Raw genomic sequence first — 26,901 nt, forward strand, 5'->3', positions numbered from 1 at the left:
TTCTACTTGTCTGCCTTGTCGGACGCTTCGGTCAGCACCAAAGCCCGGAAAGCTTGTTTCAATTTTGAGTCATTCGGCGGACGAGTCAGTAAGACATAGCGTGCCCGCTTGTCCGCCTCGCTCGCACGTCCGGACAACCGATACAGTTTGGCGGCCCTCAGTCGTGCTTGGTACCAAGCATCGCTTCCCTGAGGAACGCCGGAGGCCAGCCGATCCCAAAGCTTGACCGCCTCTTTCCAGTCGTCTCCCCGGCGGCTATCGGACAAGTCGGATGCGGCACGTCGCAGTACGGCGATTCCACCCGGCGATGATGACAGCATGGCGTCGTACAGTGCGATCGCTTCATCGCTGCGGCCGAGCCAGATCAATCGTTCGGCGGCGGCGAAATCGTCCGGCGATAGTGTCGGCCACTGGATTAGCTGACCCGCGACATGCCGACGCATTCCCCGACGGTCTTTGGCGTCCCGCATCAGTCGCCACGCCATGGCTTTGGCCAAGTCCGCGTCATCCGGCGGTGGCATGGACGCGGACTTTCCACCTTGTCGCAATCGCAGGAAAACATCCAAGGGCGGCCGCAAACCATCCAGCGACACCTTCGTTTCCTGCGTCACCTTTCTCAGATCCGACATGTCGGCGAATAGGACCAGACATTCGGCCAAGGCCGCGACAGCGTCTTCGTCGGACCACTCCGGTGCATCGGTTGATTCCAAAAGTTTCGAAACAACGTCTTGCACCGGAGTCGGGCTCGATGGTTCCGTGCCGTTGGAAAGGGCACGCACGCCGATCTGTGCGGCTTGTCTGATTTCATCGGGCACCCAGTGTTGCGGCGGATTCCACGCCAGGACATCGACGGCCCGCCAAGGCTGCCCGTTCCGTTCAAGGACCGTGCGTGCCCACTGCTTGGCGGACACCGCCTGTGACGATCCAGGCCATGACGTCACCATCGACCGCAATTCCGTGATCAACGTTTGCGTAGCGATGGCGGGATCGGCTTCGCTTTGCAACACGATCGCCTGCAGCGCCAATGCGGGAGCCTGGCTGTACTCGTGGTGCTTCTCGGCGATGTCGCCTAGCAACCGTGCACCCGCGTTTGTGTCACCGGCTTGCTGATAGGCGACGGCCGCTTGGATGGCGTATTGCGAAGCCAGCTTGGCCGCCGGCGCTCGCGTTGCCGCGGCACGAAGGCTTTCGGCCGCTTCGCCATATCGCCCGGACCGAAGGTGATCGCGGCCAGAAATCGCCAACAGTTCGACACGTGAGGCGATCGACCCCGGATCGTCACCGGCATCGGCCAGCAACAAGGATTCGGCTCGACGGCGTGCGAACTTTCCGTGTCGCTGTCCGATCGCATCGACCCACCAGGTAATTGCGGCGGCCGAATCCGTTGGTGCATCGGAGGACTCCGACAACGCCATCAAGTATCGCAAGCGTGCGCCATCCATTGCGATGGACGATGACGCGGAACTTGGCGTGCCGCCGTAAAACGTTTTCAAGTCGCCAAGGGCACTGCTGAGGTTGCCTTCGGCAATCGCCAGGCGAATGTCCAACGCCATCCATTGTGGATCGGATGATCGACCGTCCATCGATTCCAGTCGGCGTCGGGCTTCGTCCAAACGTCCGGCTCGCAATAGCGATTCTGTCCATAATCGTTCCATCGCGTTTCGAGCCTCCGAGCCTTCGGGCAAGCCCGCGGCGGCGTCGGCGGCCAAACGCACGGCGGTGGCGGCACTGCCCACAAAATCTCGGCTCTGGGGATCAAACAGCTCGGTACGCAGGAGTGCACCGGAGACACGCGCGATGCCGATTCGCTGTCGCAACTGCAACAAATCTTGAATCATCGCGTCACGCCTATCGTCGCCCGGCGGCGTCAACCGCTGCAGCAATTGTCGCCGGTCTTGGACGGCGTCGTCGACACGGCTTGCCAATTCGTCCAGCCCGCGTTCGACGTCCAGCATCAATCGCATCGCACGATCGACCAACGATTCGTCACCCCGCCGCTGGATCGCGTCCAGAACGGTCGATTCCGCGACGGTTCGACGAGCCGTCCAGATGGACCACCGCAAGAACCAGCGTCGCGAATGATCTGGATATGCCCGCAGAAACGACTCGGCCGGTTCAATCACGCTTTGAATCATCGATGACGGATCTTCCGCATCACGGCGCAAGATCAACGCTTGGACCTCAATCGATTTGGCCAGCCACCAGACCCCCGCGTCGCTTTGCGGTGCCAACTGGCCTCGATTTCGCATGCACCACCCAAGAGCCTCGTCCAACGCGGACGCTTGGATCATTCGATCGGCAACGTCGGCCGAACGAACAGTCGACCAGCGACCGACCGGCCCGTCTTGGGCGGCAGCGGACAGCGACGGTGAAACCACAGCCATCATTGTGGCCAGCACCATCGCACACCAAATTCGCACCCGGGACCCAGTGGAGGCTCCGGTGCAACGACTAGTTGGCAAAGTGTTGTGGTGCGACAGGTGACTTGTGCAATTCAGTGTGCTGGAAATCACGGTGCAACCTGCGGCGACACGGCGTTGTCCGATGCGTCATCGGTGGCAAACAGTACTCTTGCCGCTCCTGCCGACCGCGCGACGTCATAGATATGCACCGCATCGTCCATGGTGATGCTGCCGTCCGGGTCGATCACCACCGACGGTTCCACGTCCAGTGCCAGAATTTCCGCCAATCGCTGATGCAATTGGTCCGCGGAATCGATCGCTTGCCCGTTCATGCGGATTTGCATGATGCCGGATGATTCGATCAACCGGACAACGATTTCATCAAAGGATTCCACCGGTTGATCGGCGGTTTGGACTTCACTGGTTCCTTGCGGCGGTTGAACAATTGAACTGGGTAGATCGAATTCGGGCTTTTCGAAACTGCTGGTCCAGACAAAAAACACCAGCAACAAGAACACGACATCGATCATCGGCGTCATCTTGACCTCCAATGATGTTGCTTCGCTGGCGGCGGGAACCTTCATCGCGCTGATCCCCCGACACGTGACTTTTGAACTGACAGTCGCACATCGTGGATGCCTGTGTCGGCGACAGTCCGCAACACCGGTTCGACGGAACGATACGCGGCGAAGCGATGAGCTCGAATACGGACCGCGGCATCGGATTCATTGCGGCGAAGATGATCGTTCAAAATTGCCAGCAGGTCATCGGGGTTGACCGCGACCCCGTGGACGACGACGCGGCCCGCTTGGTCGACATTGATGGTCAGAGCGGCTCGCTGGGGATCGGCATCGGCCGACGTCTGCGCACCGGGCAAGTCCATCGGCAAACGGCTTTCGCGTCGTGCCAAATGGCTGGACACGAGGAAGAAAATGATCAACAGAAAGACCACGTCGATCATCGGCGTCATGTTCGCGCCCAACGAACCACGTTGCCGCGACTGAGGAATTTTCATTCCGTCAGTCTAGGCGTCGTCGCGTTCACCGCAATCCGATCACCGGATCCGACGAAACGCACTCGCCAAACGGTTGAGGACCTTGGCTGCGGGGCCTGCGCAAAACTCTGCGGGGGCTGCGATCAAGAACGGCACCGGCGCAAAAAAAATCCCAGCCCGCGCCGTGGCCCCGCGCGGGCTGGGAAATCGTCCATCGCGAATCATCGACCTGACGTGCCCCGGTCAAGTCTTGCCACCTCGCGATGATTAGATCGTTACCCCACAAACAGTCTGTTTGCCTTGCCCATGACCAAACATCGGACGAGAAAGCAGGTTTGCCAAATGCGGTTAGGTGCAAAATGAGCGTTGAATCTTGGGGATAATTGCTTGAAGCTCAGGTGTGGGTGTCCATGGCACCCTGCATGCCCCTAGTGGCGGAATGCCGGTCATTGGTCGGGTCTGAGCATTGGTTCAAAGTGTACGGTTGTGAATGATTCGGGGGCCGCGTGTGTCTGTGGAGACGAAGTTTCGAAAAATCCAGCGGCTGCTCCGCCACGACAGCGACTTGGCTTGGCAGGTGTTCATCGAGACCTACGACCGGATGATTCTGGCTTGGTTGGAACAAGCCGGTGTCCAGTCCGCCGACGCGTTGGACATCCGTCAGGAAGTTCTGACGACCGTGCATTCGGAAATCGAGACCTTCGTTGATTCGGGCGATGAAACCTGTTTTCCACGTTGGCTGCGCCGGGTGACCGCCAATCGCATGCGACGTTTGTGGGCCTCACGCGATCGGCGACACGATTGTGCACTGGTGGCGGATTTGTCGTCGATCGCTGACCAGCTGGAAGACCATCGCAGCGAGTTGTCTTCGCGGTGGGACCGACAGTACGAAACCGAGTTGGTCCAGCAGTATTTGGACGCCTTGGGCGATCGGTTCAGCAAACGCAACCTGGATGCGTTTCGCCGCGTCGTCCTGTGCGAAGAACCCCAGGCGGTGGTTGCAGAAGACCTGGGAATGACGCTGGGCGGATTGCGCGTCGCACAGCATCGCATCTTGCGGGCGCTGCGTCGCAATGCAGACGCCACCCATTGTGCGGCCGGCTAGTTTTCGCCGGCCAATCGCGCATGGAGCATGTCTCGCGGTCGGTCGAAGTGGTCGGCACACGCGGGACCGCACTGTGGCGATCTTACGCTGTTGGATCACTGCTGCTTCGATAGGGCGATTCGGCAACCGCTTGTGGTTGATTGTCAGAGGTGTGTTGCCAATGTGGTCCGGCCACCTTGCTGGTGCCCGGGTCGATCCGACAATGCACGCAGCCACCCCATTGCTCATGGCAACGCAATTCGGTCACCAGTCGAGCCAATTCCACAGCATTTTCCACGTTCAGTTTGGCCAGCACCGTGGCCCGGTCCAGTTCGACGGTCCGCTTGCTGATTTCCAAACTGTTGGCGATCCATTTGTTCTGCCGACCTTCCAGCACCAAGTGAACGATCTCGCGTTGGCGTGGAGACAGCGTTGCATACGCGGCTTTGGCATCGGCCATGCGGCGATTCAGGCCTGCCTTTTCAGCGTCGACTCGCATCGCATTTTCAATTGCCGCTCGCAAAGTCAATGTTCCCACGTCGATTGGGAAGACATCCATCGCACCGCACCGCATCCACTTGGTCGCCACCGCCATATCGGGACGGTCGGTCAGAACCAGCCATGGGATCGGAACTTCGTCGGCGATGTCACGAAGCGACAGGAAGCTTGGGGGGATCCCCTGGCTTTCAAAGATCACCGCACAACTGGGGTGCGATGCGTCGCGAACACACGCGTACTCACTCGGCCCGGTACAGAATTGAAGCGCCCACTGAGCCGATTCACAGCTTGCCGCCACTGCATCGGCTTGGTCGCGAACGGCTGCGACCAAAAACAACGTGTTGGTACCCACTTTGCCACCTAACCCGACCAACGCCATTCATCCGGACAGTAGTGGTCCGCACGATGCCCATACGTTGGATCGGTTGAAAGTCTTGTTGCCCTGTTTCCTCAAATGTTGGTTGATCAGGAGTGCTGCCGCCTGCTGGCACGGATGATCCACACTTTCTATTAGCGTCCATTCATGGCCCCAAATTACGGCTGGGCGTCAAAAAAACACGGAAAAATCTCGATTGTTTTCCTTTCGTTTTATACTTCGCGAAGCGGTTTTCGGCATGTCGAACACCCGTGTGCTCAACCCTCGCCGCAGTGCGCCATTTTGTCATCGCGCGACGGCACAGGGATGTTAATTTGCCGCTGATCCCTCCAGCGATCTCGTTTTGTCTCTGGAAAGATGGCCAAGCGGCCGTCGAGATGAATACTCCCAAGCCAGCAGTTGGTTGGCGCCACGCCAAATTTCGATGAATGATCTTGATGACCCATGGGATGACGATGCCGTCGAAGGCGAAGAATGGGGGGCCGAAGATTGGGACGACGATTTCGATTACGACGAATACGTTCGCGCGAACCACGGCGGCACCGGTCCGCTTGAATCGGCATCCTGGAACACGTCCATTCGCCCATTGTGGCGGTACACGACATTGGCAATCCTGGGCGCCGTGATGCTGGGAGTCTTGGCATCAGTCTGGCAAGCGTTTGGCAGTGATCGATGAATGCTCTTGTCTTTGGCCGGCCACCCACTGGCTTGGCGACCGCCCGATCATGGGCGGTGGTCGTCGCCGCTTCGTTTTGATGCGACGTCTGCCTCGCTGTGTTTTATGTCCTTCGTTTTTTGCCCAAGCCCATGCAATCGGAAATTGATCCGTCTGGAAAAGTCGCTGTCAAACGCTTGCTGGATGAACAGGTTTGCGCCACGGCTGTGTATTTGCCGGAAACGGCATCGACCAACACGCTGGCCATTCACCAAGTCCGCAGCGAAGCGATGGATTCGTCCCAACTGCCTCGCTTGGTGCTGGCTGACCAGCAAACCGGCGGTCGCGGCCGAATGGGACGTCAGTGGGAAAGCGATGATGGCACGCTGACGTTCAGCCTGGTCGTCGAAGCGGGAACGATGGAAACATTGCCATTGGCGGTGGGTGTCGGAATCGCACGGGCGATCGATTTCGAATTCGCTCCCCTGATGTTGCGTTTGAAATGGCCCAATGATTTGATTCTTGGGGATTCCAAACTGGGCGGCATTTTGTGCGAAGCGGTCCAGGAATCGACGCCCACACCATCGGGCAAACGTCGCGTCATCGTGGGCGTCGGCTTGAACGTGTCCAGTGCGCCGGATTTCGTCGGTCCTGATGTTCCCCCCGCGATCTCGCTCAGCCAGCACGTCGGGCGTCCCATCAAACGCTATGACGTGCTGTTTCCGATCGTGTCCGGAATCTTGTCGACGCTATCCGAACTAGAGAATGCACCGGAGTCAGTGCTGGGCGAATTTCGCAGTCGATGCTGGCTGTCCGGCCAACTGATCCGGTTCACGCGCGGTAATGAACCGATGACCGGCCGATGCTTGGGAATCGATCCCACCGGCCACCTTCGTGTCCAGACTCAGGATACGATTCTGACGTTGGGATCGGGCGACGTTCAAAGGCTGCGGCCCGCCTAAGCGTTGCGGGACACATGGGGACCCCTGGGCCTACAGCGATTTGATACGGACGTTTCGAAACTTGACCGCATCGCCGTGGCCGGCAAAACCAAAGTGACCCTCTACACGATCCTTGCCGGGGTGCGGACGGTCGGCCAAGTATTCATCGATCTTCGACAAATCCGTGTTCAGGATCTCTTGGCCATTCAACACGACACGAATGGTGGGTCCGATCACGGTGACTTCTTGTTCGTTCCACTGACCAACCGGCTTCAACGCGCCACGTTTGGCTGCCGCCATGCCATAGGCGCTGCCGTGGAACTGTCGATCGTCCAAGTTGGCATAATCGGGATGCGTGTTGTCCAGTACCTGCAATTCACACATGCCGACGTAGGCGGGATCACCCTTTCCCGGAAAACGAATGGCCAGACCATTGTTTCCCCGTGGCGGCAACTGGAATTCCAATCGGACCACAAAGTCCCCGTACACTTCCTTGGTGTAAAGGTTTCCGCCGTGCTTGGCTTTGCACTGGATCGCCCCATCAACCACCTCGTAACCGTCAACCGCGCCGGTCCAACCGTCCAAGGATTGTCCATCGAAGAGGGTGACGAATCCTTCTTCGCTGGTCGCATCGGCGACAGACGCAGGCTCATCGCCCCGAGCGGATACATTGATCGTCAGCGACAACAACAAACAAGCAAAGGCAACGTGGATACCAAGTTGGTTTTTCATGCTGATTCGGGGGCCAAAGTTTTTGGGCGGATTGCTTTGGTCGTGGTTCAAAAGACGCGATTCAGACATCGGTGAATCGCACCACGCCGGTCCACCAGGATAACACAGGCGTATCCAAACATAAGCGATGAAGGTGGCCACTCTATCGGTCGGTCACCGCTAGTCCGCACGTGTGCCCACCGACATTCTCCGCCGGTTGCCAAACGTTATTCCGTTTCCCAGCGGATGGCCAACAGTCGAGCCAGCATTAAGAAACCAAAGGTGCAAGCCAACAAAACAACCAACTGTGGGGCGAGTGTGGATACCGGCAGGTCACGCCAAAAGACCTTGTCAAAACCGTCCAGTGCCCACGCATTGAAGGTCCACAACCCGGCCTGACGCAATGAATCGCTCATCACGTAACGCGGCACCATCGATCCGCCCAACGCACTCATCGTCAGAATCAAGATGACTGACAACCCATTCAGTTGGCCTCGGGAACGACAAAGTGTTGCCAAAGCCAAACCGAAGGCCGCGGCCGCGGCAGAGGTCACACATGTCATGACGATGAATCCGTCCAGGTGACGCCAAAGGTCGACGCCGAAGACGATCATTGCCCAGATAAACATCACGCTGACTTGGACCATTCCCAGCATCGTTTGATAGAACCACTTGCCCAGCAACAATTGGTCCATCGACAAACGTGTGCTTAGCAAACGATCAAGGGTTTGGTTTTCCTTCTCTTCCAGCATCGCACCGCCGGCGCCCGCGGCACCGAACAGCAAAAACATCACCGCGATGCCTGCCGCGTACATGCTGACGACCGGATTGGATTTTCCTGATTTCATTACGTCCACGACTTGAACGTCGGCCATGGCGGCGGCCGGCTTGGCGTTGACGTCACTGACCCACGTCGTGCTTTGTTCGGCACTTTCATCCACATCGTCGCTGGACGCGGATCCCATGGCTGATGCGGCCATCACGGACATGCCGGATGATCCGGCCGCATGGACCATCAGCGTTCGGGTGACCAAGGCGTTGACAACTTGTGGTGCCACTTGATCTGAAGTGTCGGCCAATAAATCCGCACGGATCTCGGCGTCGGTTCCGGTCAGGACGATCGCAATCGTGACGCTGCCGCCGCGTACCAAGTCCTGCGCATCCTGTCGGGTCAGGACTTGTTCGCCTTGTTGCATCAAGCGAAGTCCTGGGCTATCACGGATCTCCGATGCAATGGCCTGACTTGTCTCGGATTCGACTTCATCGACCACCACCGCCTTGATTCTTGGCGTGGTGCCCATGCCGCGTCCGAAAATCACAGCGAAGATGCTGAAGAATGCGATCGGCACGATGAACGTCATCACCAGTTCCACACGGTTGTGGACCAGTCGACGAAAACCGGTTTGGATGACCGTCCAAATCATGGCCGCGTGTCAATCTCGCAAATCGTGTCCGGTCAGATGCAAAAAAACGTCGTGCAGAGTCGGGGCTTGGACTTCGACGTCGTGAATGGCAAAGCCTTGTTGCCTTGCGGATTCAAGAACGCCGGGCAATTCACGGCCGACATCATCAATCTTTGCGGTCAACGTTGCGAATCGGCGTGCACCGGCGGTCACCGTTTCCCGTTGATGCTGCGGTCCGCTTCCCAGGTCCCTGTGGTGCGGCGGTGGCGGTGATTGCGATGCCTGGTCGACACGCAGACGGACCAGACGCTGGGGACCGACGGTTTGAGCCACCAGTTGATCAAAATTGCCTTCGGCGACGACGCGGCCCTGGTCGACGATGACGATTTTGTCGCTTTGTGACTGGGCTTCGTCCAAATGATGGGTCGTCAACAAAATCGACGTTCCGGCCGCATTCAAATCGTTCAGCATTGAAAATATTCGATGACGACTTTGCGGATCCACGCCCACGGTCGGTTCGTCCAGAAGAATCAGGTGCGGCCGATGCAACACACCGCACGCCAGATTGACACGTCGTTTCATGCCACCGGAAAATCCCGCCACCAATTCGTCGGCGCGGCCGTCCAGGCCTGTCCAGTGGAGTGCCCAGTCAATCCGGTCGGCCAGTTTGTCACCACGCAGTCCGTGGAATCGACCGAACGTGTAGAAGTTCTGCTTCGCGGACAGATCGCCATACACGGCGATGTCTTGAGGAACCAATCCGATCCCGTCGCGGACTCCGGCTTCGTCGATTGGTCGACCTGAAAGCGTGATCGAACCCGAATCGGGCCGGGTCCGACCGGAGATACAGCGTATCGTGGTGGTTTTGCCCGCACCGTTGGGTCCCAATAACGCGACCCGCCGGCCTTCGCCCATCGTAAACGTCACCCCGTCGACCGCGCGGGTCGAACCGAACGACTTTCGCAGGTCTTGGATTTGTAGCAAGGCTTTGGGGCTCGGCCAAAAATCAGGCGGTCAGAACGGTAGGGTCACCAGCGGTACGATTACCGGCAGATCGTACCGCAAACGCCAGGATGATCGAAACAGCGAACTGTTGGGGGATTCTTTGGTCCCACGGGCCCGCAAAATCGCATTAATGTGGTTCCGATGCCCGTTGCGGACCCCGGGCGATGCCGCAGCACGGTCTGGACGCTGTCTCGGGGTATCGTAAAACCTTGGGCACCGGCGTACCCAGTACGTCGACTCGTTTGGACTTTTGGCGATGAAAGCAGGGATCGACCGACACAATGACTACATCGAACTTTCACTACGATCTGTTTGTGATCGGGACCGGCCCCGGCGGCGAGGGCGCCGCGATGCAGGCGGCCAAGGGCGGTTTGCGGGTCGGCGTGGCCGAACGGTACCGACAGATCGGCGGCGGCTGCACCCACTGGGGCACCATCCCCAGCAAAGCCCTGCGTTACGCGGTGACCAGCACGATGCGATCGTTGCGCAACCCGGTGCTGCGGGAAATGGGGGTGAACGTCAGCCCGTCGATGGCCCAATTGCAACGGGGCACCCAGTCGATCATCGGCAAACAGGTCAGCATGCGGCAGTCGTTTTACGACCGCAATCACGTTCCGGTACACCGTGGCCAATGCCGGTTCGTCGACGAACACACCGTGCAAGTCGATGACGGCGAACTGATCCGATCCAAGTTTTTTGTCGTCGCCACCGGCACCCGACCCTGGCGTCCGCCGGGCGTCGATTTTGATCACCCGCGCGTCTTTGACAGCGACACGATTTTGGATCTGGAAGAACGTCCCGATTCGATCACGGTCTACGGTGCCGGTGTCATCGGCACCGAATACGCGTCGATGTTTCGGAACCTAGGAATCAAAGTCAACCTGGTCAACTCGCGTTCCAAATTGCTGGAATTCTTGGACGACGAAATCATCGATGCACTTTCCTATCACTTGCGTGACCAGGGCGTCATCATCCGTCACAACGAGTCCATGGATTCGATCGATCCGCAAGACGATGGCGTGATCTTGACCCTGAAAAGTGGCAAGCGTTTGAAGACCGACGTCTTGCTGTGGGCCAACGGCCGCCAAGGCAATACCGATGACTTGGGACTGGACAACATTCCGATCGAAGCCAACCGCCGTGGCCAAATCGATGTGAATGAACAGTTCCAGACCGTGCTGCCGCACATCTATGCCGTCGGTGATGTGATCGGAATGCCGTCACTGGCCAGCGCCGCGTACACCCAAGGCCGTGCCGCCGCGATGCATTTGTTGGGAACCGCGGACGGAAACCTGCGGGTTCACGACATTCCGACGGGAATCTATACCAGCCCGGAAATCAGTTCGGTCGGACGAAATGAGCGTGAGTTGACCGAAGCTTGTATTCCCTATGAAGTCGGCCAAGCACAGTTCCGCAGCCTGGCAAGGGCCCAGATCACCGGCAGCACCACCGGCATGTTGAAACTGTTGTTCCATCGCGACACGCGTGAAATCCTGGGCGTGCACTGCTTCGGTGCCAACGCTTCGGAAATCATTCACATCGGCCAAGCGATCATGAATCAGCCGGGTGAACACAACACGATCAACTACTTCATCGAAACGACGTTCAACTATCCGACGATGGCCGAAGCGTATCGCGTGGCGGCCCTGAACGGTGTCAATCGGTTGTTTTAGCAGCACGCCGTGATCGTCTCGGTCACGGGGAATCGACCTGGCTGTGAACTTGGTCGAATCCAAACCTGTGACCGAGACATCGACGTCGAAAGAATTTCTAAGCGTCGATTTCGACGCGGTTGCCGTGTTCGTCGCGGCAGTCCAGTTCCAAGTGTTCGGGGAACAGGCCTTCGCTGCCCAAGATTTGCACGGTCATCTTGCCGGAATCTTCCATCTCGGTCACTTCGCGACGTTTCTTGTTGTTCAAGTACGCAGCAACGGTATCGTTCACCCGAACGGTGACACGGTTGATGTGCTCGTTCTTGACGGCCAGGGCCAACATGCGGATGACTTCGATCGACATGCTTTCGGCGGTTTTGACCAATCCGCGTCCCTGGCAACACGGGCAATCTTGATAGATGGTTCGCTTCAAGCCCGGACGAATCCGCTGGCGTGTCATTTCGATCAAACCGAACGGGCTGGTTCGTAAGATTTTGGTCCGCGCCTTGTCCTCGGACATCGCGTCACGCAAAGCGCGTTCGACTTTGCGGCGATGGCTTTCCTTTCGCATGTCGATGAAGTCGTTGACGATCACACCACCAAGGTCACGCAAACGCAATTGGCGAGCGATTTCCTTGGCCGCTGACAAGTTCAAGCGGAACGCGTTTTCTTCGGCCGAATCGTTGCCACGAAAATTACCGCTGTTCACGTCGATCGCCACCAACGCTTCGGTGGGATCGATCACGATGCTACCGCCGTCGGGCAACGGAACCTGCCGCTGATTGATTTGGACAATCTCCTCTTCCAGCTTGTACTTGTGGAACAACGGTTCCCGTCCCTCGTACAGGCTCAGCCGATCGGCCACCCGCGGCATCACCATCTTTAGAAAGTCACGTGCTTGGTCGTAGCTTTCTTTTTCGTCGATGACGATTTCGTCGATCTCGTCACTGAAAATGTCGCGGATGGTACGAATGATCAGATCACTTTCGGCGTAAATCTCACCGGGATCCTTCTTGTTCTTCACGCGGCGGACGATCGCTTTCCACAATCGCAACAGGTATTCCAAGTCGCGTTGCAGTTCCTGTTCCTTGCGTCCCGCGCCGGCGGTCCGGACGATGAAGCCCAGGCCTTTGGGCGGGTTCAGTGACAACAGGCATCGCTTCAATCGTTTGCGATCGTCTTCGTCTTCGATTTTGCGGCTGACACCGACGCGGCCGAGCGCCGGCATCAACACCAGATAGCGGCCGGGGATGCTGATGTAGGTGCTAAGCGTGGGGCCTTTGGTTCCGATGCCTTCCTTGATCACCTGGACCAGGACTTCGTCGCCACGTTTGAAGATCTCTTGGATCGGCGGCTTCACGCGGGGGCGACCACCCTTGAAGACTCGTTTGCCGCCACGGCCCGATTCACGTGCGCGGCGTGCGGACGCTTCGGCCATTTCGTCCGATTCCCGCATGATTTCTTCGGGGTCGTAACCGCCTTGGCGAAAGTATTGCGGTTCGACATCGCTGATGTGCAGAAAGCCGTTGCGTCCGACGCCAAAGTCGACGAAGGCCGCTTGGATGCTGGGTTCAAGGTTGACGATTTTGCCCCGATAGATGTTGCCCGCAAATGCTTCGACGCTCTTGCGTTCCATGTACAGCTCTTCCAGCCGATTGTCCTTCAAAATGGCAATGCGGCTTTCTTCGGGCTGCAAAACGTTGATCAACATTTTGGTCGTCATCGTTGGTTCACCTCGTTCGGTGTTGGGCCGGCTGGATGTCGGCATTCGTGTTTGATTCAACCGCCAAGGCGAATCGCCAAAGAAAAACTTTGGGGTCAACGAATGCTTACATGGACGCCGACGGTTTCAGTGTTTCGTGGTCGGATCCCGGCGGTGTGGCCACCGCGTATTGGTCGGGATCGTCGGGTGTAAAGTCTTTGACCAGCACGACTCGCGTGCGGGTGATGGTGGATCCGGCGGGGATCCAGTGTTGGACATTCATCAATTCCAGGACATCGCCTGGTTTCAACGCGGCGCCGTCGACGCTGTTCATCGACAAGTGCAAACGCTGTTGGTGTTCGAATTGGGGATCGGCTGCCACGCGGTCGTGTGATTCACTTGCATCGCACAGCTGCATCACGGGGACTTGTTGGGACAGATCCGCGGTCACGGTTTTCTGTTTCCGCTGGACCGAAACATGAGGCTCGTCTTTCAAACGCTGGATCGATGATTCGACCGCCGCCAGATCGGCATCGGCGGGAATCGTGATCACATAATCGGCACTCTGCAGACGCGCCTTGCCGAAACCTTCGGGAAGCCGCGCGACGCTGCGGATCAGCAAACCCGGTTGCCGGTCGCCGGCCAGCACCGCCAACAAATCGGTCGGTGCCGGAGATTCGGTCAATTCGATTTCAACGACTTCGTCCAGGCTTTCGATGCCCAACGCCAAAGCCGATGGGAATCCGATCCGCGGTTTGGGGTGAAAGCCCTCGGTCATCGACAGCGGCAAACGCACACGGCGGGCCAACCGTTCCCACAAGGTTGCCAAGTCCCGATGGCTGATCCAACGCAGCAAGCCGACTTTGGCGAAACGAATGCGATAGCGGACGCGCATCAACTGACCACCAATTCCGGAACGAGTTCACGCAAACGGCCGATCAAATACAGATCGACGTCCCGGGCCGCTTCGAACGTCATCACGCGTTCGGCGATCGCTTGGCATTCTTCGATCGACACGCTGCGGATCGCCTTTTTGACCCGCGGCAACGACGACGGCGGAACGCTCAGGTTTCGGATGCCCAGGCCCAACAACAGCAACGCCCGCGCGGGGTTGCTGCTCATTTCACCGCACACGGCCAACGGGGTGTCGTTGGCGTTGGCGATTTCGACGCTGCGGCGAATCAGCGACAAGACCGAAGGATCGGTCGATTGATACAGTTCGGCCACGTATTCGTTGCTGCGATCGACGGCCAAGGTGTACTGTGCCAGATCGTTGGTGCCGATGCTTAGGAAATCGACTTCGCGGACAAATCGGTCCAGCATCAAAACGGCCGCGGGCACTTCGACCATCATGCCGATCGGAATGTCGCTGCGGAACGGGACGCCGGATACGGCCAAGTCTTCGGCGACCGTACTGAGCAGCATTTTGGCTTGCCGCAGTTCTGCCAAAGTCGTGATCAACGGGAACATCACGCGGACATCGCCGTGGACCGCGGCACGAAGAATCGCCCGCAACTGTGGGCGAAAAAGGTCCAGGTGACGCAGTGACAAACGGATGCTGCGGAGCCCCAGGAAGGGATTGTTTTCACGATCCACTTGCGGGTGCCGCCCCATTTTGTCCGCACCCAAGTCCAAGGTGCGAATGACGACCGGGCGGCCATCCATTTCGCGGATCACCTGGCTGTACGCCTCGTAGTGATCTTCTTCGCTGGGTTCTTCGGCACTGGATAGGTACAGAAACTCCGTCCGGTACAAACCGATGCCATCGGCCCCACGTTCCAAACACGATGCGGCCTCGTGCGGAAATTCAATGTTCGCACTCAAGCGGATTCGGACGCCGTCGGACGTCTCGGCCGGCAGCGACCGCAGTTCTGACAAACGCTGGGCCAAGTCCCGACGTTCTTCGTTGCGGCGGCGATAACGAGCGACGGTTTCTTCGTCGGGATCGACGATCAAGCGGCCATGGTCGCCGTCGACGATCACCAAGCTTTGGTCGCTGATCTTGTCCAAGAAAGGTCCGATGCCGACCACCGCGGGTAATTCCAATCCCTTGGCCACGATTGCCGTGTGCCCGCCGGGGCCACCGGTTTCGGTACAGAAACCCAACACGTGTTGGCGATCCAGGCTGGCCGTTTCGCTGGGCGTCAGCATGTGGCACAACACGATGGCCGATTCGCTTAGGTCCTCCAACGGCCGACGCGTTGCCGCTCCCAACTCGGTCAACAATTGGCGTTCGATGTCCAACACATCTTGCGCTCGTTCGGCCAACAGTGGGTTGTCCAGCCGTCGCAGTGCGGTCGCGTAATTATGCAGCACGCGACTGACCGCATAAGCGGCGCTGTGACGTTGGAACGCGATCCGCTTGGTCAGTTCGGCGTTCAGCCGCGGATCATGCAGCATCTGCAGTTGGGCCGAAAAGATGTCACCGGTTTCTTCACCCGCAACGGCAGCAGTCTGCATTCGATTGGCTTCGATTTGTTTCGAAACCTCCTCGATGGCCACGCGCAGCCGCATCTGTTCGGCAGCCGCGTCGCTGGCCGCGATATGACAACGCGGGATGCTGTATCCTTCGGCGTTCAGCACCAAGGCTGGTCCGATGGCAACACCCGGCGCAACGGGAATTCCTTGCAGCTCGACCATCATCAGTCGACAAGCCGTGACGGGTGCGTGACGGGTTTTTCCGTCGGCGAACACGTTCACAACGTTGGTGTCCGAAGGCGATGCAGATCAATGGACCCGCACGTCACCGCCGTTCACTGCGTGAACGATTCGATTCGCACCATCAGCGGCTCATTCCGTAGGCTCGTTTTGGCTTGTATTGGTTGGTTGTTTGGTCCGGGCCAGGGCCCGGTGTCTTGTTTTGTTGGTGACGCTACCGGTCGGATTGAACCGCGGCATTGCTTCGTCGGATCGGACGTTCTTGGTGGGGCGATGGGGGCAACTTGGGTCGGCAACGAAGTTCGACATTCCGATTTCTTACGTCTTGCCGGTCAACGCTCCATTCGCCTCGTTGACGATCGACGCCGCTGAGGCTCGGCCGCGGTGTTTGAATGTTCGGCTTCGGGCGTTGGTCGTCGTCTGAAAAGTCGGCCCGCGTCTGGAAGTTGATCGGGTATCGGCCGCGAAGGAAACCAACGTGCCGAATCGATCGCTCCACGCGGAATGCTGCGTTGACGTCGGATCGGAGACTCCCAAGGCCGGCGGCAAAGTGTGAACCGTGCCCCGACTCCGGTGCAACAGCTCGTACGGCGATCCGTCGCCGGGCAAACAGTCGTAGTTCCAGGGTTCGATTCCTAGTGGCTCGGCATGTGGGCGTTCGGCGCGGCACGCGTTCCGGGACGGTCTACGATCCGGCGTTTGATGGCTCGGCTTTTCAAGGTTCGACCATTCAAGGTTCGGCGGGATGCTCAGCGTCCTGCAACTGCTTCATTTCTTCGAAGCCGTTTTCGAACAGAGCACTGATCTCTTGGATCGCCGCAGCGGCATCGTCGCCTTGTGCCGAAATCGACAACTCGGTGCCCTGGGTGGCGCCCAAGGTCAACAGCGACAAGATGCTCTTGCAGTCCACCAATTCACCCGACTTGCCGATCAAGATATTGCACGTGTACTTGTTGGCCGCACGAACAATCATGTCGGCCGGACGAGCGTGCAAACCTTGCGGATTGACGACGGTGACGGTCCGCTCCAAAGGGCTGGTATTCATTAGCCTGCGGCAAATTGATTGTCGTCTGCTTCCTGCAGCAGTTGCTGGATATCTTCGGCAGTCTTGCTTTGCTTCAGGAAACGACAGAAGGTTTCATCACGCAATTGTCGAGAGATGTTCTCCAAGGCACGCAAGTGATCGCCGGGGCGTTCGGGCGGGCTGATCAGCAGAAAGAAAAGTTGAACGGGTTCGCCGTCCAGTGAATCGAAATCGACACCACCGGGGCTGACGCCGACGGTTCCGACCAGCTTTTGCACGCTGGGGTGCTTGGTGTGCGGGACGGCAACGCCGCGGCCGATGCCGGTGCTGCCCAATTCTTCACGTTTCATGATCGCGGCGATGATGTCGTCGCGTTGGTCGGCGTCGATTTCGCCGGCCTCTTGCAGCGATTGAACCAATTCCTCAATGACGGTTTGCTTGGTTTCGCTGGCCAACTCCGCGCGGATCGCGGATGTCTTGATAAAGTCAGAGAACTTCATGGAAAGCGGGTTCCTTTATGGAAGGTGATTCACGGCAGCGGATCGCAGGGCGTCGGTCGACCAGGGGTGACCGACGCGACTGAAAAATTGAAGGTAGGCACCGCCACATCACTGGGACGGGACGGGGCCGGACGATCAGTCTTCCGCTGCGGTGGAAGGGTTTTCGATGTGTTTGTGTCCGGTGGCTCGATGACCGGTGCGTTTGTCTTTCAGTTTCCTCAGCTGCTGTTCCACCTTGGGGATCACCAAATCCAATGCCGCCAAGACGTTGCTGGCTTCGGCGGTTGCCACGCAGTCGTCAGCTTGTTCGACCGAGGCACGGATTTCGATAGCGGGCTTGTCCAGGTTGACCAGTTCGACGGTCACCTCGATCGCGCTGACACGGTCGTAAAGTCGACGCAGGCGGCCGGCCTTTTCTTCGATCAATTCCTGATCGCCCGGCTGAAGACTCCCATGACGTGCCGATACGCTGATTTGCATGCTGTGATCGCTCCGACGAATGTATCCTGCACCACTGGACGATCCCGCCGACGCACGGGGCCCCGGACGAAGAAATGACGAAATGCTTCGTTCCGCCGATCGACGGGCCCGCGACCGTTTTCAGCGCCCGCCGTGCCGACCGTCACAGTGCTTTCACCACGGGACGCGATGGACCCGTGATCGCCGGCCGGAATCGGGCCCCCATCGGGGCAAATTCCGGCTGCACTGGGAATACCCAGCACGCCGAACACGTCGGCGGCCGCTGACATCTCTCCATCCGCCAGCAGCTTAACTCTCTTTGAGGTATCCCAAGCATAAAGGGAATTGGCCGCCGCGAATAGCGATCCTTTTTCGCCAATCGACCGGGAATCGATCCCCACGCCCCCCGATTCCCCACATCCGCCGCCACCGGCCGACCGCCCGTGGTCCCCGGGATCGGCTCCGAAAGTCGACCCGAAACCGCGTTTTTACCGTCTTGTTGCCCGCCCGAGGCGATTCTCCCCCGTGACAAACGTTCGCCTGAAGTGCTATTTTCTGCGGTTTGTCCCCCAACGCCTTCTTCCCTTTTAACCCCGACCCCTCTCGATGCCACGTTCGGTCGTAAGCCGCCAAGAACTCGCCGCCCGAGCACTCGCCACGGAGCAGGAAACTGCTGAAAAGAGACAAAAGAAAAAAAGCAGCTCGCGGAAAACGAAGAAGGCCGCGGCCGATGTCCGCATGAAGCTGTACTGGGGCGTCTTCAGCCAAAACCTGAAACGGGTCGCCGTGTTCGAATTCGACCAGCGGGACGAAGCCGAAAAACGCGCCGAAGAACTCAGCAAGGGCGGTAAGTCGCCCCACTTCATCCAACGAGTCAAAGAAGAAATCGCGATGGAGTAGACCGCGGTGCAACTGCCCGGGCGCATGCCCGCCGAATGGCACCCCGCGTCAGCGATCTGGCTGGCGTGGCCACACAAAACGGACACTTGGCCGGGGCGTTTTGAAAACGTTCCGCCCTTCTTTGCCCGCTTGGCCGTCGAAATTGCTCGCACCCATCCGGTGTGGATCGTTGCTGACAAGTCGTTGGTGCCCTCGGCCTCTGGCTTGATCCGCCGACAAGTCGACCAAGATACTTCGTCGGAATCTCAGACGTTGAAGGAGATCCGGTTTCTGGAAACGCCCACCGACGATTGCTGGATTCGCGATTACGGACCCGTCTTTGTCTTGCCTCCTAATCCCTCCGCCGCGACATCAGGCAATGACTCGGCAACGCCACCAAGCGGCGACACTCGCGATGCTGCGGTCCCGCTAGCCGCCGTCCGTTTTCGGTTCAACGCGTGGGGCGGTAAATACGAACACTTTCGACGCGACGCCGCCGCCGGTCCCCGAATCGCCGACCAAGTGTCGGCGCGTTTGATCGAATCGACGTTGTGCGCCGAAGGCGGCGCGTTGGAAACCGATGGCAACGGTCGGTTGTTGGTGTGCGAAACCACTCTGGTCGGGCCGACGCGTAACCCCGGCATGTCGAAGGAAGCGATCGCCGAAGAACTTTATCGAACCCTCGGCGTGACCGAAATCGTTTGGCTGGGCGAAGCTGATCCCAGCGAATGTGGATCGGGCGAAATCGGCCGCAAAGAATCTTCGGGCGAAGACGCAATCGCTCCCCCGATTTCCGGTGACGATACCGATGGTCATATCGATCAATTGGCTCGCTTCTTGGATCCGCACACGGTGGTTGTCGCGACGGCCGATCATCGGCATGGCCCCAGTCAGTTGTCGCTGCAAAAGATCCGCCGGCAACTGATCACTTGGGGGCGCCAAACCGAACCCGCCGTGACGGTGATCGATCTACCGATGCCTGCTCCTCGTTTCATCGATGGGCAAGCGGTGCCGCAAAGCTACTGCAACTTTTTGCGACTCGGCCCCGACCGAATCTTGATGCCGACGTTCCGTGACCGCGAAGCCGACGCTCATGCGTTGGACATCCTGCGCGGCGCTTTGCCGACTTGCCAAATCGATCCGGTGGACTGTTTTGACCTGGCTTGGGGGTTGGGTGCACTGCACTGTGCATCGCTCCATCAACCGACCGTTGCAAGCGCTAGGTGACTCTCGTTTGCATGCGACGGATGCTTCATCGGCGATCGGTCGGTGGCTGACTTTGAAGGGTTAAAACTTTTTCCCAGCTAGTTGGCTTCGACGGCTTCGGCGGCCCTTGGCAAACCGTGAAGATCCTGCGATATTCCTTGTGCGGGATGGAGCAGCCCGGTAGCTCGCGAGGCTCATAACCTCGAGGTCGTCGGTTCGAATCCGGCTCCCGCAACTTCTCTGAAAGGTTGGAACACTTTCCGACCCAACGGTAAACGAAAAGCCGATGCGTGCTCCGCATCGGCTTTTTTCGTTTTATCCCGTTATCCCGCAACCACTTGCGTCAATGTTCGCGGCGGCGGTTTCTTAGTCGTCTCAGAATCCTGAGAACACTCTGGCCGGCACTCGCGGCCGGATTTCGGTTTCTGGGCCAGAACTCTTACGTTCTCTGTGTCTTAGCCGGTTTGGGTTAGGAGCCGTAGCGACCTCCCTTTCGGTCCAGTTGAGAACAGCGTTTGCCCCTGCAAAACGCGATGTTTCCAATCACCCACTTCGTAGTGACCCACCGAAACGGAGCCCAAACACCGTTTGCCGGGTCATGTGATTTAGAGACACTGAGAATAACTGGGAGACACGAATCTCATTGCGATTTCACCGCCGCCCACCAAACCCAAGCGATCAGCACACCTTGCAACGGCAAGCGTGCAACCAGCGCCCAAACCGGGATCGCCGGAAACTGGTCCGCGTGGATCAGCATGTCCACGTTCGCTGGCAAAACTGCAACAAGCAGCGCAATCAATCCCCACCCCGCCGCTCGCCGCAGTCGTGGCACCGCCAAGCCAACCCCACCAAGCACCTCAAAGAACCCCGAGACAAAAACCAAAGCCAACGGCCAAGGCAGATAGTCCGGCATGATCTTCAAGTACACGCTCGGCGACAAAAAGTGATTGACGCCGGCAGCGATGAACAGCAGCGAGAGCGATATGACACCTAGTCTCTCAAACCAGAGGTTCATTTCTTTTTTCAATGCGGCACTCTCAACACTTACTCTCGCAACCTTGACCGAAGATTGTCTGCACTCCAACAGATTTGCGGAGCGACTTTGCGCCCAAAGGCCCAAACAGATTTGTCCTCATGTTATTCATTGCGGCCTGCCAACGTCGAATAACGCTGGAGAAGTACCTTGCGAATCTCCTCAATCTTTTTTGGTTCTGTAAACGAGTTAATCAAACGCTGGACGTCCTTTTTAGGCAACGCCAGTGTTGTCATGATTTCATCAACCTGATCGCTTTCTGGATACGACTTGATTGGTTCGGTCGTAAAAGCGTCTCCAAAGCGAAGCTTCAACGCGGCGACGTTTCGATCTCGGGCTCGTTTCGCTGCGGAGTACACGCCGCGATTGTATCCTCCAAAAGGTTGAGTGATTCGGCTTGCCGGACCGGACTTTGTCACATCGCCCGATCCCGCTCCCGCATCAATCTCGATCAGGAAGATGCCGCGGCGTCGTAGTTCCTGCCTTAGCATTCGACCTTTCTCAGTCTCCAGGTCATCGATCTTTGACAGGATCGCGAGTACAGAATCGACACCGGTGTTGTCGACCATTCCTCCGTCGAGAAAGTGGACTTGGTCGACCGCTTCGTCATTGGGTTCTGGTACATCGACGGGAAGTCGCGTTGGTTCAAAGCCAAACGGAAACGACGACGACATTCGGACGCCTCGGGTCAACCGAACATTCGGATGAATCCCATCGCTTTGAAGCGTTGATAGGCTGTAAGGTTCGTGATCATCCTCCGAAAGCTGCCAGCGAGGGCCATCCTTCGTTTCAACCAGCCGGTAGCGATGGTACCAGTCGTCAGGTAGCCTCGGAAAACCCACCATCACGCGGCGTCCAGTATCGATGTCCGCCACCCCCATCACCAACAACGGCTTGGTCGAGTCGGTGGCGGCTTGATCAATGGATGCCCACGGGAAACTTCGATCCCAGTAGGCGGTCAACGATTCCCCACGATTTGCGAACGGCGTGATAAACCCGCGAAAGATCGGACCAAGGTAGTCTCGTGTCACGGCATCTTGAGTCGTGGATTGCCAAGTCGACGGATAGTAGTGTGCAGCTAGCGCAAGGGTACCGCCGGAAACCCCGCTGCCCAGCCATAGGCAGGCTGGTTTTTGACCGTCCTGATGAAATTCGTTCTCGATGATTTCCAGTGACAAGGCAGCGACCAACGCTGCGCGTGAACCACCTCCGCTTGCGGTGACAACAATTACTGGTCCATCAGGCTCTTGCGATAAGCGATCCAGTGCCGCGTCAACCCATTGTTCGGACACCGCTGATCGTAACGCTCCGTCATTGTCAGGGATGTCTGCCGGACCGAGGTCTACCTGACTCGACAAACTGGCGACTCCGAATGCTAGTACCAACGCCATCAGTCGCCACGGCAATTGCGTATTTCGATGCAAGTAGTCCAATAGTGCCGCAATCAGAATGCCGGCGAATGCCAGTGAGAAGAAAGCCCAAACGGTGTAGACCGTCATGGAAACGCTACTGAACAACTCAACGGCAATCCATAACACTTCGAGAATGACGGTCAGGATAAGCAAAACGGACAGGACTTCGCCGGTTCTTCGCCAAACTCGAACGCGACGCTGCGTCGTCTCGTTGGCGTGTTCATCCTTGTCGAGGACCTTGTCGGATCCCACCCGAGTTCCGAACCCAAGCCATAACGCAACCATCGCCGCTAGCAAGCCCACCATGCGGAAGAATCCGCCAGGCATAGGCCAAACTGAATCAAGGAACCACGTCCACGACGGAGAAAGGGGGCAAAAGAAAGCGACCACGAGACCAATACATAAAACGGTCAGATTGATGGCCCATGCCCAAAAACCTCCACTGAACTTTCGCCCGCGTTTTGCCATCCAGAACAAACCCTGCGTGGAAACGTCGAAAACCCACCGCGTTGGAAAAATTAAGGGCTTCCGCAGACCTTCAGGAATCTTCGCGACTGCTCGGTCAACCGGCGAGATTTCCGGCGCACGCAGCAAGAACTGGACGATCAACAACACTCCCCACATGATCAGTAGGCCGGTTGCGATTCCGATGAGGAGGTTTGTCGAGAGGGTGTCCTTGATCAGCAAACGGATTTGATCGACTTTCCATCCGATCAAACAGAAGGTCAGCACCGATAGAACGACGAAGAGATACCTTGCGATAAGACGCTTCGCCTTGCCAATCCAAGTCAACTCGCGATCAGTCATGTTTATACGCCTCTCGATTTCACTCATCGTTTAATTTGCTGCGACGTAGCGTCCATCGTCGAGTTGGCGGACGTTGCCGACGGCGGCGAGGGTTTCGAGGAGTTCGGTGACTTGGGACTTGTTGGCGCGGGTGTAGTAGGCGGCGACTTCTTTGGCATCCGCGGGGGCGGCGTGTTGTTGTAGCGCGGACTGGATCGCCACCATGCGGTCAGGCAGCGTTTTGGGCCAGGGCTGTTTCTTGACCTTGGTGGCAGTGGCCTTCTTGGTTCGCTTCGTTTTGCCATCGCCGGCGAAGGCGGTTTGAGTCGCGCCGTCTGGATTTTGAAAGTCCGGACGTAGCCAGCGGACCATACCTCGTGATTCTTCGTCGGCTCGCTCGTGATTCAGGTCGACCAGTCGCTGCAAGATTGCTTCGTCGTCTAAATCGTGAGGCCATCCGTAAGCGTCGAACACGGCGGCGTCCAAGTCGTCGTGAATTTGCTTCAGCACCGACACGATACCTTGCTCGTGAATCGTTTTCTCTTTCGCCGTCAGCGTCTCACCGGCCCGCAACTTTTCCAGCACGTTGTACATGCCAGTCATCGTCAGCTTCGGATGTTGTTCCTGTTGTCGCTTCCGATGAGCGTCAAGCTGCTCGGCAAGATCGCCGATGCGTTTTCGTGAGGCGTCGTCTGTGACTGGGAATGGGAACGTCTCGAAGCAGCGGGTTTTGTTGTAGCGTGGGTCATTGCCTACCCCAAGCCGGCCGCCAGCGGCGAGTGCCCAGCAGACGTGAATTTTGCTTGATAAAACACCGAGTACATGGGGTTCATCGCTCGCGATGTTGATGAGCATGTTGTCAGGACGAACATCTGCAGACAGAAAAAAGAACAGCCGGTGCTTTGATGTTTCGGGCGTCGTTATGAATCGAGGCAGATCCTGTAACGCCTTTCTAAGGACAGGCCGCTCCCAGCCAAACCGCCACCACTTGTCGCGTATTGCGGGGCGTCGGTTTTGGTCCCGGTCTGGTTTCACGCGGTCGACAACTATTTGCAGAACTGCGGGAAATTGGTCGCGAGCCTGTTTGCTGTCGAAACCAAAAAAGTCAATCACCATTACGTCTCGCGACCGTTGCATCAAGTCTTTGCCGTTGACATAGGGATGAATAACGGTCTCGTTCTGCTTGGATTGTGCCAACAGCCGATCGCTCTCTTCCTGCTTCAAGATGAATCCAGCTCCGTAGAGCTGAACGCCCGGTGATGAAACCTTGTCGTTCGCCTCAAGCTGGACTGCTAGCGATGTGTTTGCGCCAGCTGTCAGGTTTGAGTTTATTGCGTCGACTGAACGCACGGAAATTTCCGCAATCTCACCAGATTCATCAACGGATGCTAGTAGCGGAGGTTCTTGGTCCGGCGAAGCGATTGTCATGGCGATGCGAACGGCCGCACTTGATTCGCTGTCTACCCAAGGGTGGTCGGGAACCGCAAAGAGCAAATGAACCGGATTCTTTGCCAGGGTAAACTTTTCGATAACACGTCTTTGAAATACCTGGCGTATGCTGTTAGTTGTAATAAGTCCAAAACGCCGAATTAAGCGTTTGCATGCCAACTCGCCGCACATGTCCCACCAAAACATTACATAGTCGGCCTTAGGAGGAATATCCTCGAACACTTCCCAAATCGCTTTGACATATCCGTCGCCCTTTGCCTCACGCAATTTCCAACCACCAATAAATGGTGGATTGCCGACGATGTAATCCGTTTCCGGCCACTCCGCTTTCTTCGGGTTGATGTATCGTACCTCTTGGACTCGGGCGTCCTCGTCGGGGACTTCTTCTCCCGTGACATGATGCGGTTTGGTCGTTCGTCCATCCCAGCGGGTGACGGGGTTGCCATCATCATCGACGACCGGTTCGATGGAGTCCCATGCCATCACCGCGTCCCGGCACTCGATGTTGCCGTAGTCCTTCAAGATCGGCTCGGGGATGTTCACCGTGTCGCGGGTTCGCTTGTACCACTGGATCGAACCGATCCAAAGCACCAACTCGGCCAGCGCCGCCGCTCGGGGATTAACTTCGATACCGAGGAATTGGTGCGGGTCGATCGTCAGTCCGGGCAAGACCGCCTCGTCAAACTCGCGCAGTGTGTTGAGCACTTCGCCTTCGAGCCGTTTCATCAGTTCCATCGCGACGTACAGAAAGTTGCCGCTCCCACACGCCGGATCGAGTACTCGCGTTTCGCAAAGCTGGCCATGAAATTCTCGCAGCAACTTGCGAGCGTCCGCCCGCTTGCCTTCTTCATCCAATTGGCTGGCCGCCGCGTAGGTCGCGTCCCATTGCTGGCGCAGCGGCTCGATCACCGTGGGCATGACCAAACGTTCGACGTAAGCCCGTGGCGTGTAGTGCGCGCCCAATTTGTGTCGCTCGACCGGATCGAGGGCGCGTTCGAGCAGGGTGCCGAAGATCGCCGGTTCGACTTCTTCCCAGCGGTACTGGGCCGCTTCGACCAACAGCTCGACTTGATCGTGGTTGAGCGGTAACGCGGTCTTATCTTTGAAGAACTTGCCGTTGAACTGTTTGACCTTCTCTCGCAGGATCGTCGAAAACGTTCCTGTGTCCATCGACTCCCACAACGCTTCGGCCATCGGCTTGAAGTTCTGTGGTTCGGTACGAAGGCTGAGCAGTAATTCCGTGAACGAGTCGGGACGTAGCAGTTCGACGTCCTCGGCAAACATCGTGAACAGGCATCGCATCAAGAATCCGGCAACGACTTCGGGTTCGTGGTCGGCCTCGAGACTCTTGGCGAGCTTGGCCAGTCGCTCGGCGATCTCTCGCGTGACCTTGGCCGAGATCTTGCTCGGATCCAGGGAGTGTGGATCGGTCCAGATCGCGGTCAGCAACCCGCGAATTCGCTCGTCCCGTAGCCGATCCAAATGAACGCGGTAACCGCGGGGATCGGGAAACGGAACGTAGCTCTTGCCGGTGCCGGAGAAGTCAGCGTAGATATCGAAGCAAAATCCGACGTCCACGACGACCAAAAAGGGTGGCCATTCGTTGGGAATCGCTTCAGCGTAACCCTTGGCCTGCTTGTAGGCGGCCTTCATGGCCCGGTCCCATGCCGGTGTGCCGCGTGCGGCCGTGCCGGCGAGCTTCTTTATTGTCCTTGTCTTGGTTGCCAAGGCTTCAGCAGCCTCGGCCGCTTTGCGTTCGCTTCCCTGCTTGGATTCCAGCACGAAGCAACTGGCTTTAAATAGATCAACGCGGCCCTTGCTGACCGTGCCGTCGCCGTTGTTAAATTCGACGGCCTTTTCAAAGACGTAATTGTTCGCCGACGTGTCGGTGGTGGTTCCGTCAGGATGGGGAACGCCCAGCAGATCACACAGCTCGGTCAGGAAGAGCTGCGAATTGGCCATCTCGGCCCCGCCAGATTTCTTCCATCGCTCAACAAAATCGTCTGGAGTCATTGCGCCCCCGCACATCGCCGCTATTGGAAATCGAAACGGCGAGCCTCGAACTGATTAAC

Annotated in this window: 22 protein-coding genes and 1 tRNA gene; 7 read left to right on the forward strand and 16 right to left on the reverse strand. The window is 57.8% G+C overall.

Annotated features, from left to right (window positions below; translation table 11 throughout):
* Positions 1-2: 2 nt before the first annotated feature.
* The 3 genes from HFP54_RS10415 to HFP54_RS10425 form a co-directional block, all read right to left on the reverse strand.
* Complete coding sequence (locus HFP54_RS10415; protein ID WP_168565072.1) at positions 3-2,420, reverse strand: hypothetical protein; 2,418 nt, start codon at positions 2,418-2,420, stop codon at positions 3-5.
* A gap of 89 nt (positions 2,421-2,509) precedes the next feature.
* The gene (locus HFP54_RS10420; protein WP_168565073.1) at positions 2,510-2,986 is read right to left on the reverse strand and encodes an ExbD/TolR family protein; all 477 of its coding nucleotides are present in this window, start codon (positions 2,984-2,986) and stop codon (positions 2,510-2,512) included.
* The gene (locus HFP54_RS10425; protein ID WP_146415085.1) at positions 2,983-3,417 is read right to left on the reverse strand and encodes an ExbD/TolR family protein; all 435 of its coding nucleotides are present in this window, start codon (positions 3,415-3,417) and stop codon (positions 2,983-2,985) included. The genes HFP54_RS10420 and HFP54_RS10425 overlap by 4 nt, the downstream gene beginning before the upstream one ends.
* 487 nt (positions 3,418-3,904) lie before the next feature.
* Here HFP54_RS10425 and HFP54_RS10430 point away from each other — a divergent pair, with 487 nt between their 5' ends.
* Positions 3,905-4,501 carry a sigma-70 family RNA polymerase sigma factor gene (locus HFP54_RS10430; RefSeq protein ID WP_168565074.1) on the forward strand — a complete coding sequence of 199 codons (597 nt, stop codon included), beginning with the start codon at positions 3,905-3,907 and terminating at the stop codon, positions 4,499-4,501.
* Positions 4,502-4,583: 82 nt separating this feature from the next.
* On the opposite strand, the gene HFP54_RS10435 is transcribed toward HFP54_RS10430, so the two are convergent.
* Positions 4,584-5,357 carry a response regulator transcription factor gene (locus HFP54_RS10435; RefSeq protein ID WP_168565075.1) on the reverse strand — a complete coding sequence of 258 codons (774 nt, stop codon included), beginning with the start codon at positions 5,355-5,357 and terminating at the stop codon, positions 4,584-4,586.
* A gap of 421 nt (positions 5,358-5,778) precedes the next feature.
* Here HFP54_RS10435 and HFP54_RS10440 point away from each other — a divergent pair, with 421 nt between their 5' ends.
* The gene (locus tag HFP54_RS10440) at positions 5,779-6,030 is read left to right on the forward strand and encodes a hypothetical protein (protein ID WP_168565076.1); all 252 of its coding nucleotides are present in this window, start codon (positions 5,779-5,781) and stop codon (positions 6,028-6,030) included.
* Positions 6,031-6,161: 131 nt separating this feature from the next.
* The gene (locus HFP54_RS10445; protein ID WP_146415078.1) at positions 6,162-6,971 is read left to right on the forward strand and encodes a biotin--[acetyl-CoA-carboxylase] ligase; all 810 of its coding nucleotides are present in this window, start codon (positions 6,162-6,164) and stop codon (positions 6,969-6,971) included.
* Positions 6,972-7,001: 30 nt separating this feature from the next.
* Here HFP54_RS10445 and HFP54_RS10450 read toward each other — a convergent pair whose 3' ends face one another.
* From HFP54_RS10450 to HFP54_RS10460, 3 genes are all read right to left on the reverse strand, one after another.
* A complete protein-coding gene (locus HFP54_RS10450) occupies positions 7,002-7,682 on the reverse strand; it encodes a 3-keto-disaccharide hydrolase (RefSeq protein ID WP_235951548.1) in 681 nt (226 codons plus the stop codon).
* Positions 7,683-7,888: 206 nt separating this feature from the next.
* A complete protein-coding gene (locus tag HFP54_RS10455; protein WP_168565078.1) occupies positions 7,889-9,085 on the reverse strand; it encodes an ABC transporter permease in 1,197 nt (398 codons plus the stop codon).
* Between the two features lie 9 nt (positions 9,086-9,094).
* Positions 9,095-10,039, reverse strand: coding sequence for an ABC transporter ATP-binding protein (locus HFP54_RS10460; RefSeq protein ID WP_413433406.1), 945 nt, complete (start codon positions 10,037-10,039; stop codon positions 9,095-9,097).
* Positions 10,040-10,350: 311 nt separating this feature from the next.
* Here HFP54_RS10460 and sthA point away from each other — a divergent pair, with 311 nt between their 5' ends.
* On the forward strand, positions 10,351-11,742 hold the full coding sequence (gene sthA, locus HFP54_RS10465; RefSeq protein WP_146415072.1) for a Si-specific NAD(P)(+) transhydrogenase: 1,392 nt from the start codon (positions 10,351-10,353) through the stop codon (positions 11,740-11,742).
* Between the two features lie 97 nt (positions 11,743-11,839).
* Here the strand turns inward: sthA and HFP54_RS10470 are convergent, their stop codons facing one another.
* The 6 genes from HFP54_RS10470 to hpf all read right to left on the reverse strand — a co-directional run bounded on the left by HFP54_RS10470 (position 11,840) and on the right by hpf (position 18,085).
* A complete protein-coding gene (locus HFP54_RS10470; protein WP_146416150.1) occupies positions 11,840-13,444 on the reverse strand; it encodes an Rne/Rng family ribonuclease in 1,605 nt (534 codons plus the stop codon).
* Positions 13,445-13,550: 106 nt separating this feature from the next.
* Complete coding sequence (locus tag HFP54_RS10475; protein WP_146416149.1) at positions 13,551-14,318, reverse strand: TIGR03936 family radical SAM-associated protein; 768 nt, start codon at positions 14,316-14,318, stop codon at positions 13,551-13,553.
* On the reverse strand, positions 14,318-16,063 hold the full coding sequence (ptsP, locus tag HFP54_RS10480; RefSeq protein ID WP_146416148.1) for a phosphoenolpyruvate--protein phosphotransferase: 1,746 nt from the start codon (positions 16,061-16,063) through the stop codon (positions 14,318-14,320). Before ptsP ends, HFP54_RS10475 begins: the two co-directional genes overlap by 1 nt.
* A gap of 748 nt (positions 16,064-16,811) precedes the next feature.
* Positions 16,812-17,126, reverse strand: coding sequence for an HPr family phosphocarrier protein (locus HFP54_RS10485; protein WP_146415070.1), 315 nt, complete (start codon positions 17,124-17,126; stop codon positions 16,812-16,814).
* Positions 17,126-17,605, reverse strand: coding sequence for a PTS sugar transporter subunit IIA (locus HFP54_RS10490; protein WP_145294923.1), 480 nt, complete (start codon positions 17,603-17,605; stop codon positions 17,126-17,128). The genes HFP54_RS10485 and HFP54_RS10490 overlap by 1 nt, the downstream gene beginning before the upstream one ends.
* 135 nt (positions 17,606-17,740) lie before the next feature.
* Positions 17,741-18,085 carry a ribosome hibernation-promoting factor, HPF/YfiA family gene (hpf, locus tag HFP54_RS10495; protein WP_146415067.1) on the reverse strand — a complete coding sequence of 115 codons (345 nt, stop codon included), beginning with the start codon at positions 18,083-18,085 and terminating at the stop codon, positions 17,741-17,743.
* A 585-nt stretch (positions 18,086-18,670) separates the two neighbouring features.
* On the opposite strand from hpf, the gene HFP54_RS10500 reads away from it, so the two are divergent.
* The 3 genes from HFP54_RS10500 to HFP54_RS10510 all read left to right on the forward strand — a co-directional run bounded on the left by HFP54_RS10500 (position 18,671) and on the right by HFP54_RS10510 (position 20,384).
* Positions 18,671-18,964: a hypothetical protein gene (locus tag HFP54_RS10500; protein ID WP_145294928.1), complete on the forward strand. Its 294-nt coding sequence runs from the start codon at positions 18,671-18,673 to the stop codon at positions 18,962-18,964.
* A gap of 6 nt (positions 18,965-18,970) precedes the next feature.
* The gene (locus HFP54_RS10505) at positions 18,971-20,170 is read left to right on the forward strand and encodes an agmatine deiminase family protein (protein WP_315853874.1); all 1,200 of its coding nucleotides are present in this window, start codon (positions 18,971-18,973) and stop codon (positions 20,168-20,170) included.
* Between the two features lie 140 nt (positions 20,171-20,310).
* A tRNA-Met gene (locus HFP54_RS10510) sits at positions 20,311-20,384 on the forward strand.
* Positions 20,385-20,789: 405 nt separating this feature from the next.
* Here HFP54_RS10510 and HFP54_RS10515 read toward each other — a convergent pair.
* The 3 genes from HFP54_RS10515 to HFP54_RS10525 all read right to left on the reverse strand — a co-directional run bounded on the left by HFP54_RS10515 (position 20,790) and on the right by HFP54_RS10525 (position 26,857).
* The gene (locus HFP54_RS10515; RefSeq protein WP_168565235.1) at positions 20,790-21,164 is read right to left on the reverse strand and encodes a DoxX family protein; all 375 of its coding nucleotides are present in this window, start codon (positions 21,162-21,164) and stop codon (positions 20,790-20,792) included.
* Between the two features lie 122 nt (positions 21,165-21,286).
* Positions 21,287-22,921 (reverse strand): patatin-like phospholipase family protein, encoded by a 1,635-nt coding sequence (locus HFP54_RS10520; RefSeq protein ID WP_168565079.1) that lies wholly within the window; start codon positions 22,919-22,921, stop codon positions 21,287-21,289.
* A gap of 510 nt (positions 22,922-23,431) precedes the next feature.
* A complete protein-coding gene (locus tag HFP54_RS10525) occupies positions 23,432-26,857 on the reverse strand; it encodes a class I SAM-dependent DNA methyltransferase (RefSeq protein WP_168565080.1) in 3,426 nt (1,141 codons plus the stop codon).
* Positions 26,858-26,901: the final 44 nt, after the last annotated feature.

It is taken from the genome of Crateriforma spongiae, assembly GCF_012290005.1.
Classification (GTDB): domain Bacteria; phylum Planctomycetota; class Planctomycetia; order Pirellulales; family Pirellulaceae; genus Crateriforma; species Crateriforma spongiae.

Coding starts and splice junctions, on each gene's coding strand:
- HFP54_RS10520 (WP_168565079.1), bottom strand. CDS start 22,921: ATGCCTGGCGGATTCTTCCGCATGGTGGGCTTGCTAGCGGCGATGGTT.
- HFP54_RS10485 (WP_146415070.1), bottom strand. CDS start 17,126: ATGAATACCAGCCCTTTGGAGCGGACCGTCACCGTCGTCAATCCGCAA.
- HFP54_RS10490 (WP_145294923.1), bottom strand. CDS start 17,605: ATGAAGTTCTCTGACTTTATCAAGACATCCGCGATCCGCGCGGAGTTG.
- HFP54_RS10420 (WP_168565073.1), bottom strand. CDS start 2,986: ATGAAGGTTCCCGCCGCCAGCGAAGCAACATCATTGGAGGTCAAGATG.
- HFP54_RS10525 (WP_168565080.1), bottom strand. CDS start 26,857: ATGTGCGGGGGCGCAATGACTCCAGACGATTTTGTTGAGCGATGGAAG.
- HFP54_RS10475 (WP_146416149.1), bottom strand. CDS start 14,318: ATGCGCGTCCGCTATCGCATTCGTTTCGCCAAAGTCGGCTTGCTGCGT.
- HFP54_RS10455 (WP_168565078.1), bottom strand. CDS start 9,085: ATGATTTGGACGGTCATCCAAACCGGTTTTCGTCGACTGGTCCACAAC.
- HFP54_RS10440 (WP_168565076.1), top strand. CDS start 5,779: ATGAATGATCTTGATGACCCATGGGATGACGATGCCGTCGAAGGCGAA.
- HFP54_RS10445 (WP_146415078.1), top strand. CDS start 6,162: ATGCAATCGGAAATTGATCCGTCTGGAAAAGTCGCTGTCAAACGCTTG.
- HFP54_RS10515 (WP_168565235.1), bottom strand. CDS start 21,164: ATGAACCTCTGGTTTGAGAGACTAGGTGTCATATCGCTCTCGCTGCTG.
- HFP54_RS10425 (WP_146415085.1), bottom strand. CDS start 3,417: ATGAAAATTCCTCAGTCGCGGCAACGTGGTTCGTTGGGCGCGAACATG.
- HFP54_RS10450 (WP_235951548.1), bottom strand. CDS start 7,682: ATGAAAAACCAACTTGGTATCCACGTTGCCTTTGCTTGTTTGTTGTTG.
- HFP54_RS10470 (WP_146416150.1), bottom strand. CDS start 13,444: ATGACGACCAAAATGTTGATCAACGTTTTGCAGCCCGAAGAAAGCCGC.
- HFP54_RS10435 (WP_168565075.1), bottom strand. CDS start 5,357: ATGGCGTTGGTCGGGTTAGGTGGCAAAGTGGGTACCAACACGTTGTTT.
- hpf (WP_146415067.1), bottom strand. CDS start 18,085: ATGCAAATCAGCGTATCGGCACGTCATGGGAGTCTTCAGCCGGGCGAT.
- HFP54_RS10500 (WP_145294928.1), top strand. CDS start 18,671: ATGCCACGTTCGGTCGTAAGCCGCCAAGAACTCGCCGCCCGAGCACTC.
- sthA (WP_146415072.1), top strand. CDS start 10,351: ATGACTACATCGAACTTTCACTACGATCTGTTTGTGATCGGGACCGGC.
- ptsP (WP_146416148.1), bottom strand. CDS start 16,063: ATGGTCGAGCTGCAAGGAATTCCCGTTGCGCCGGGTGTTGCCATCGGA.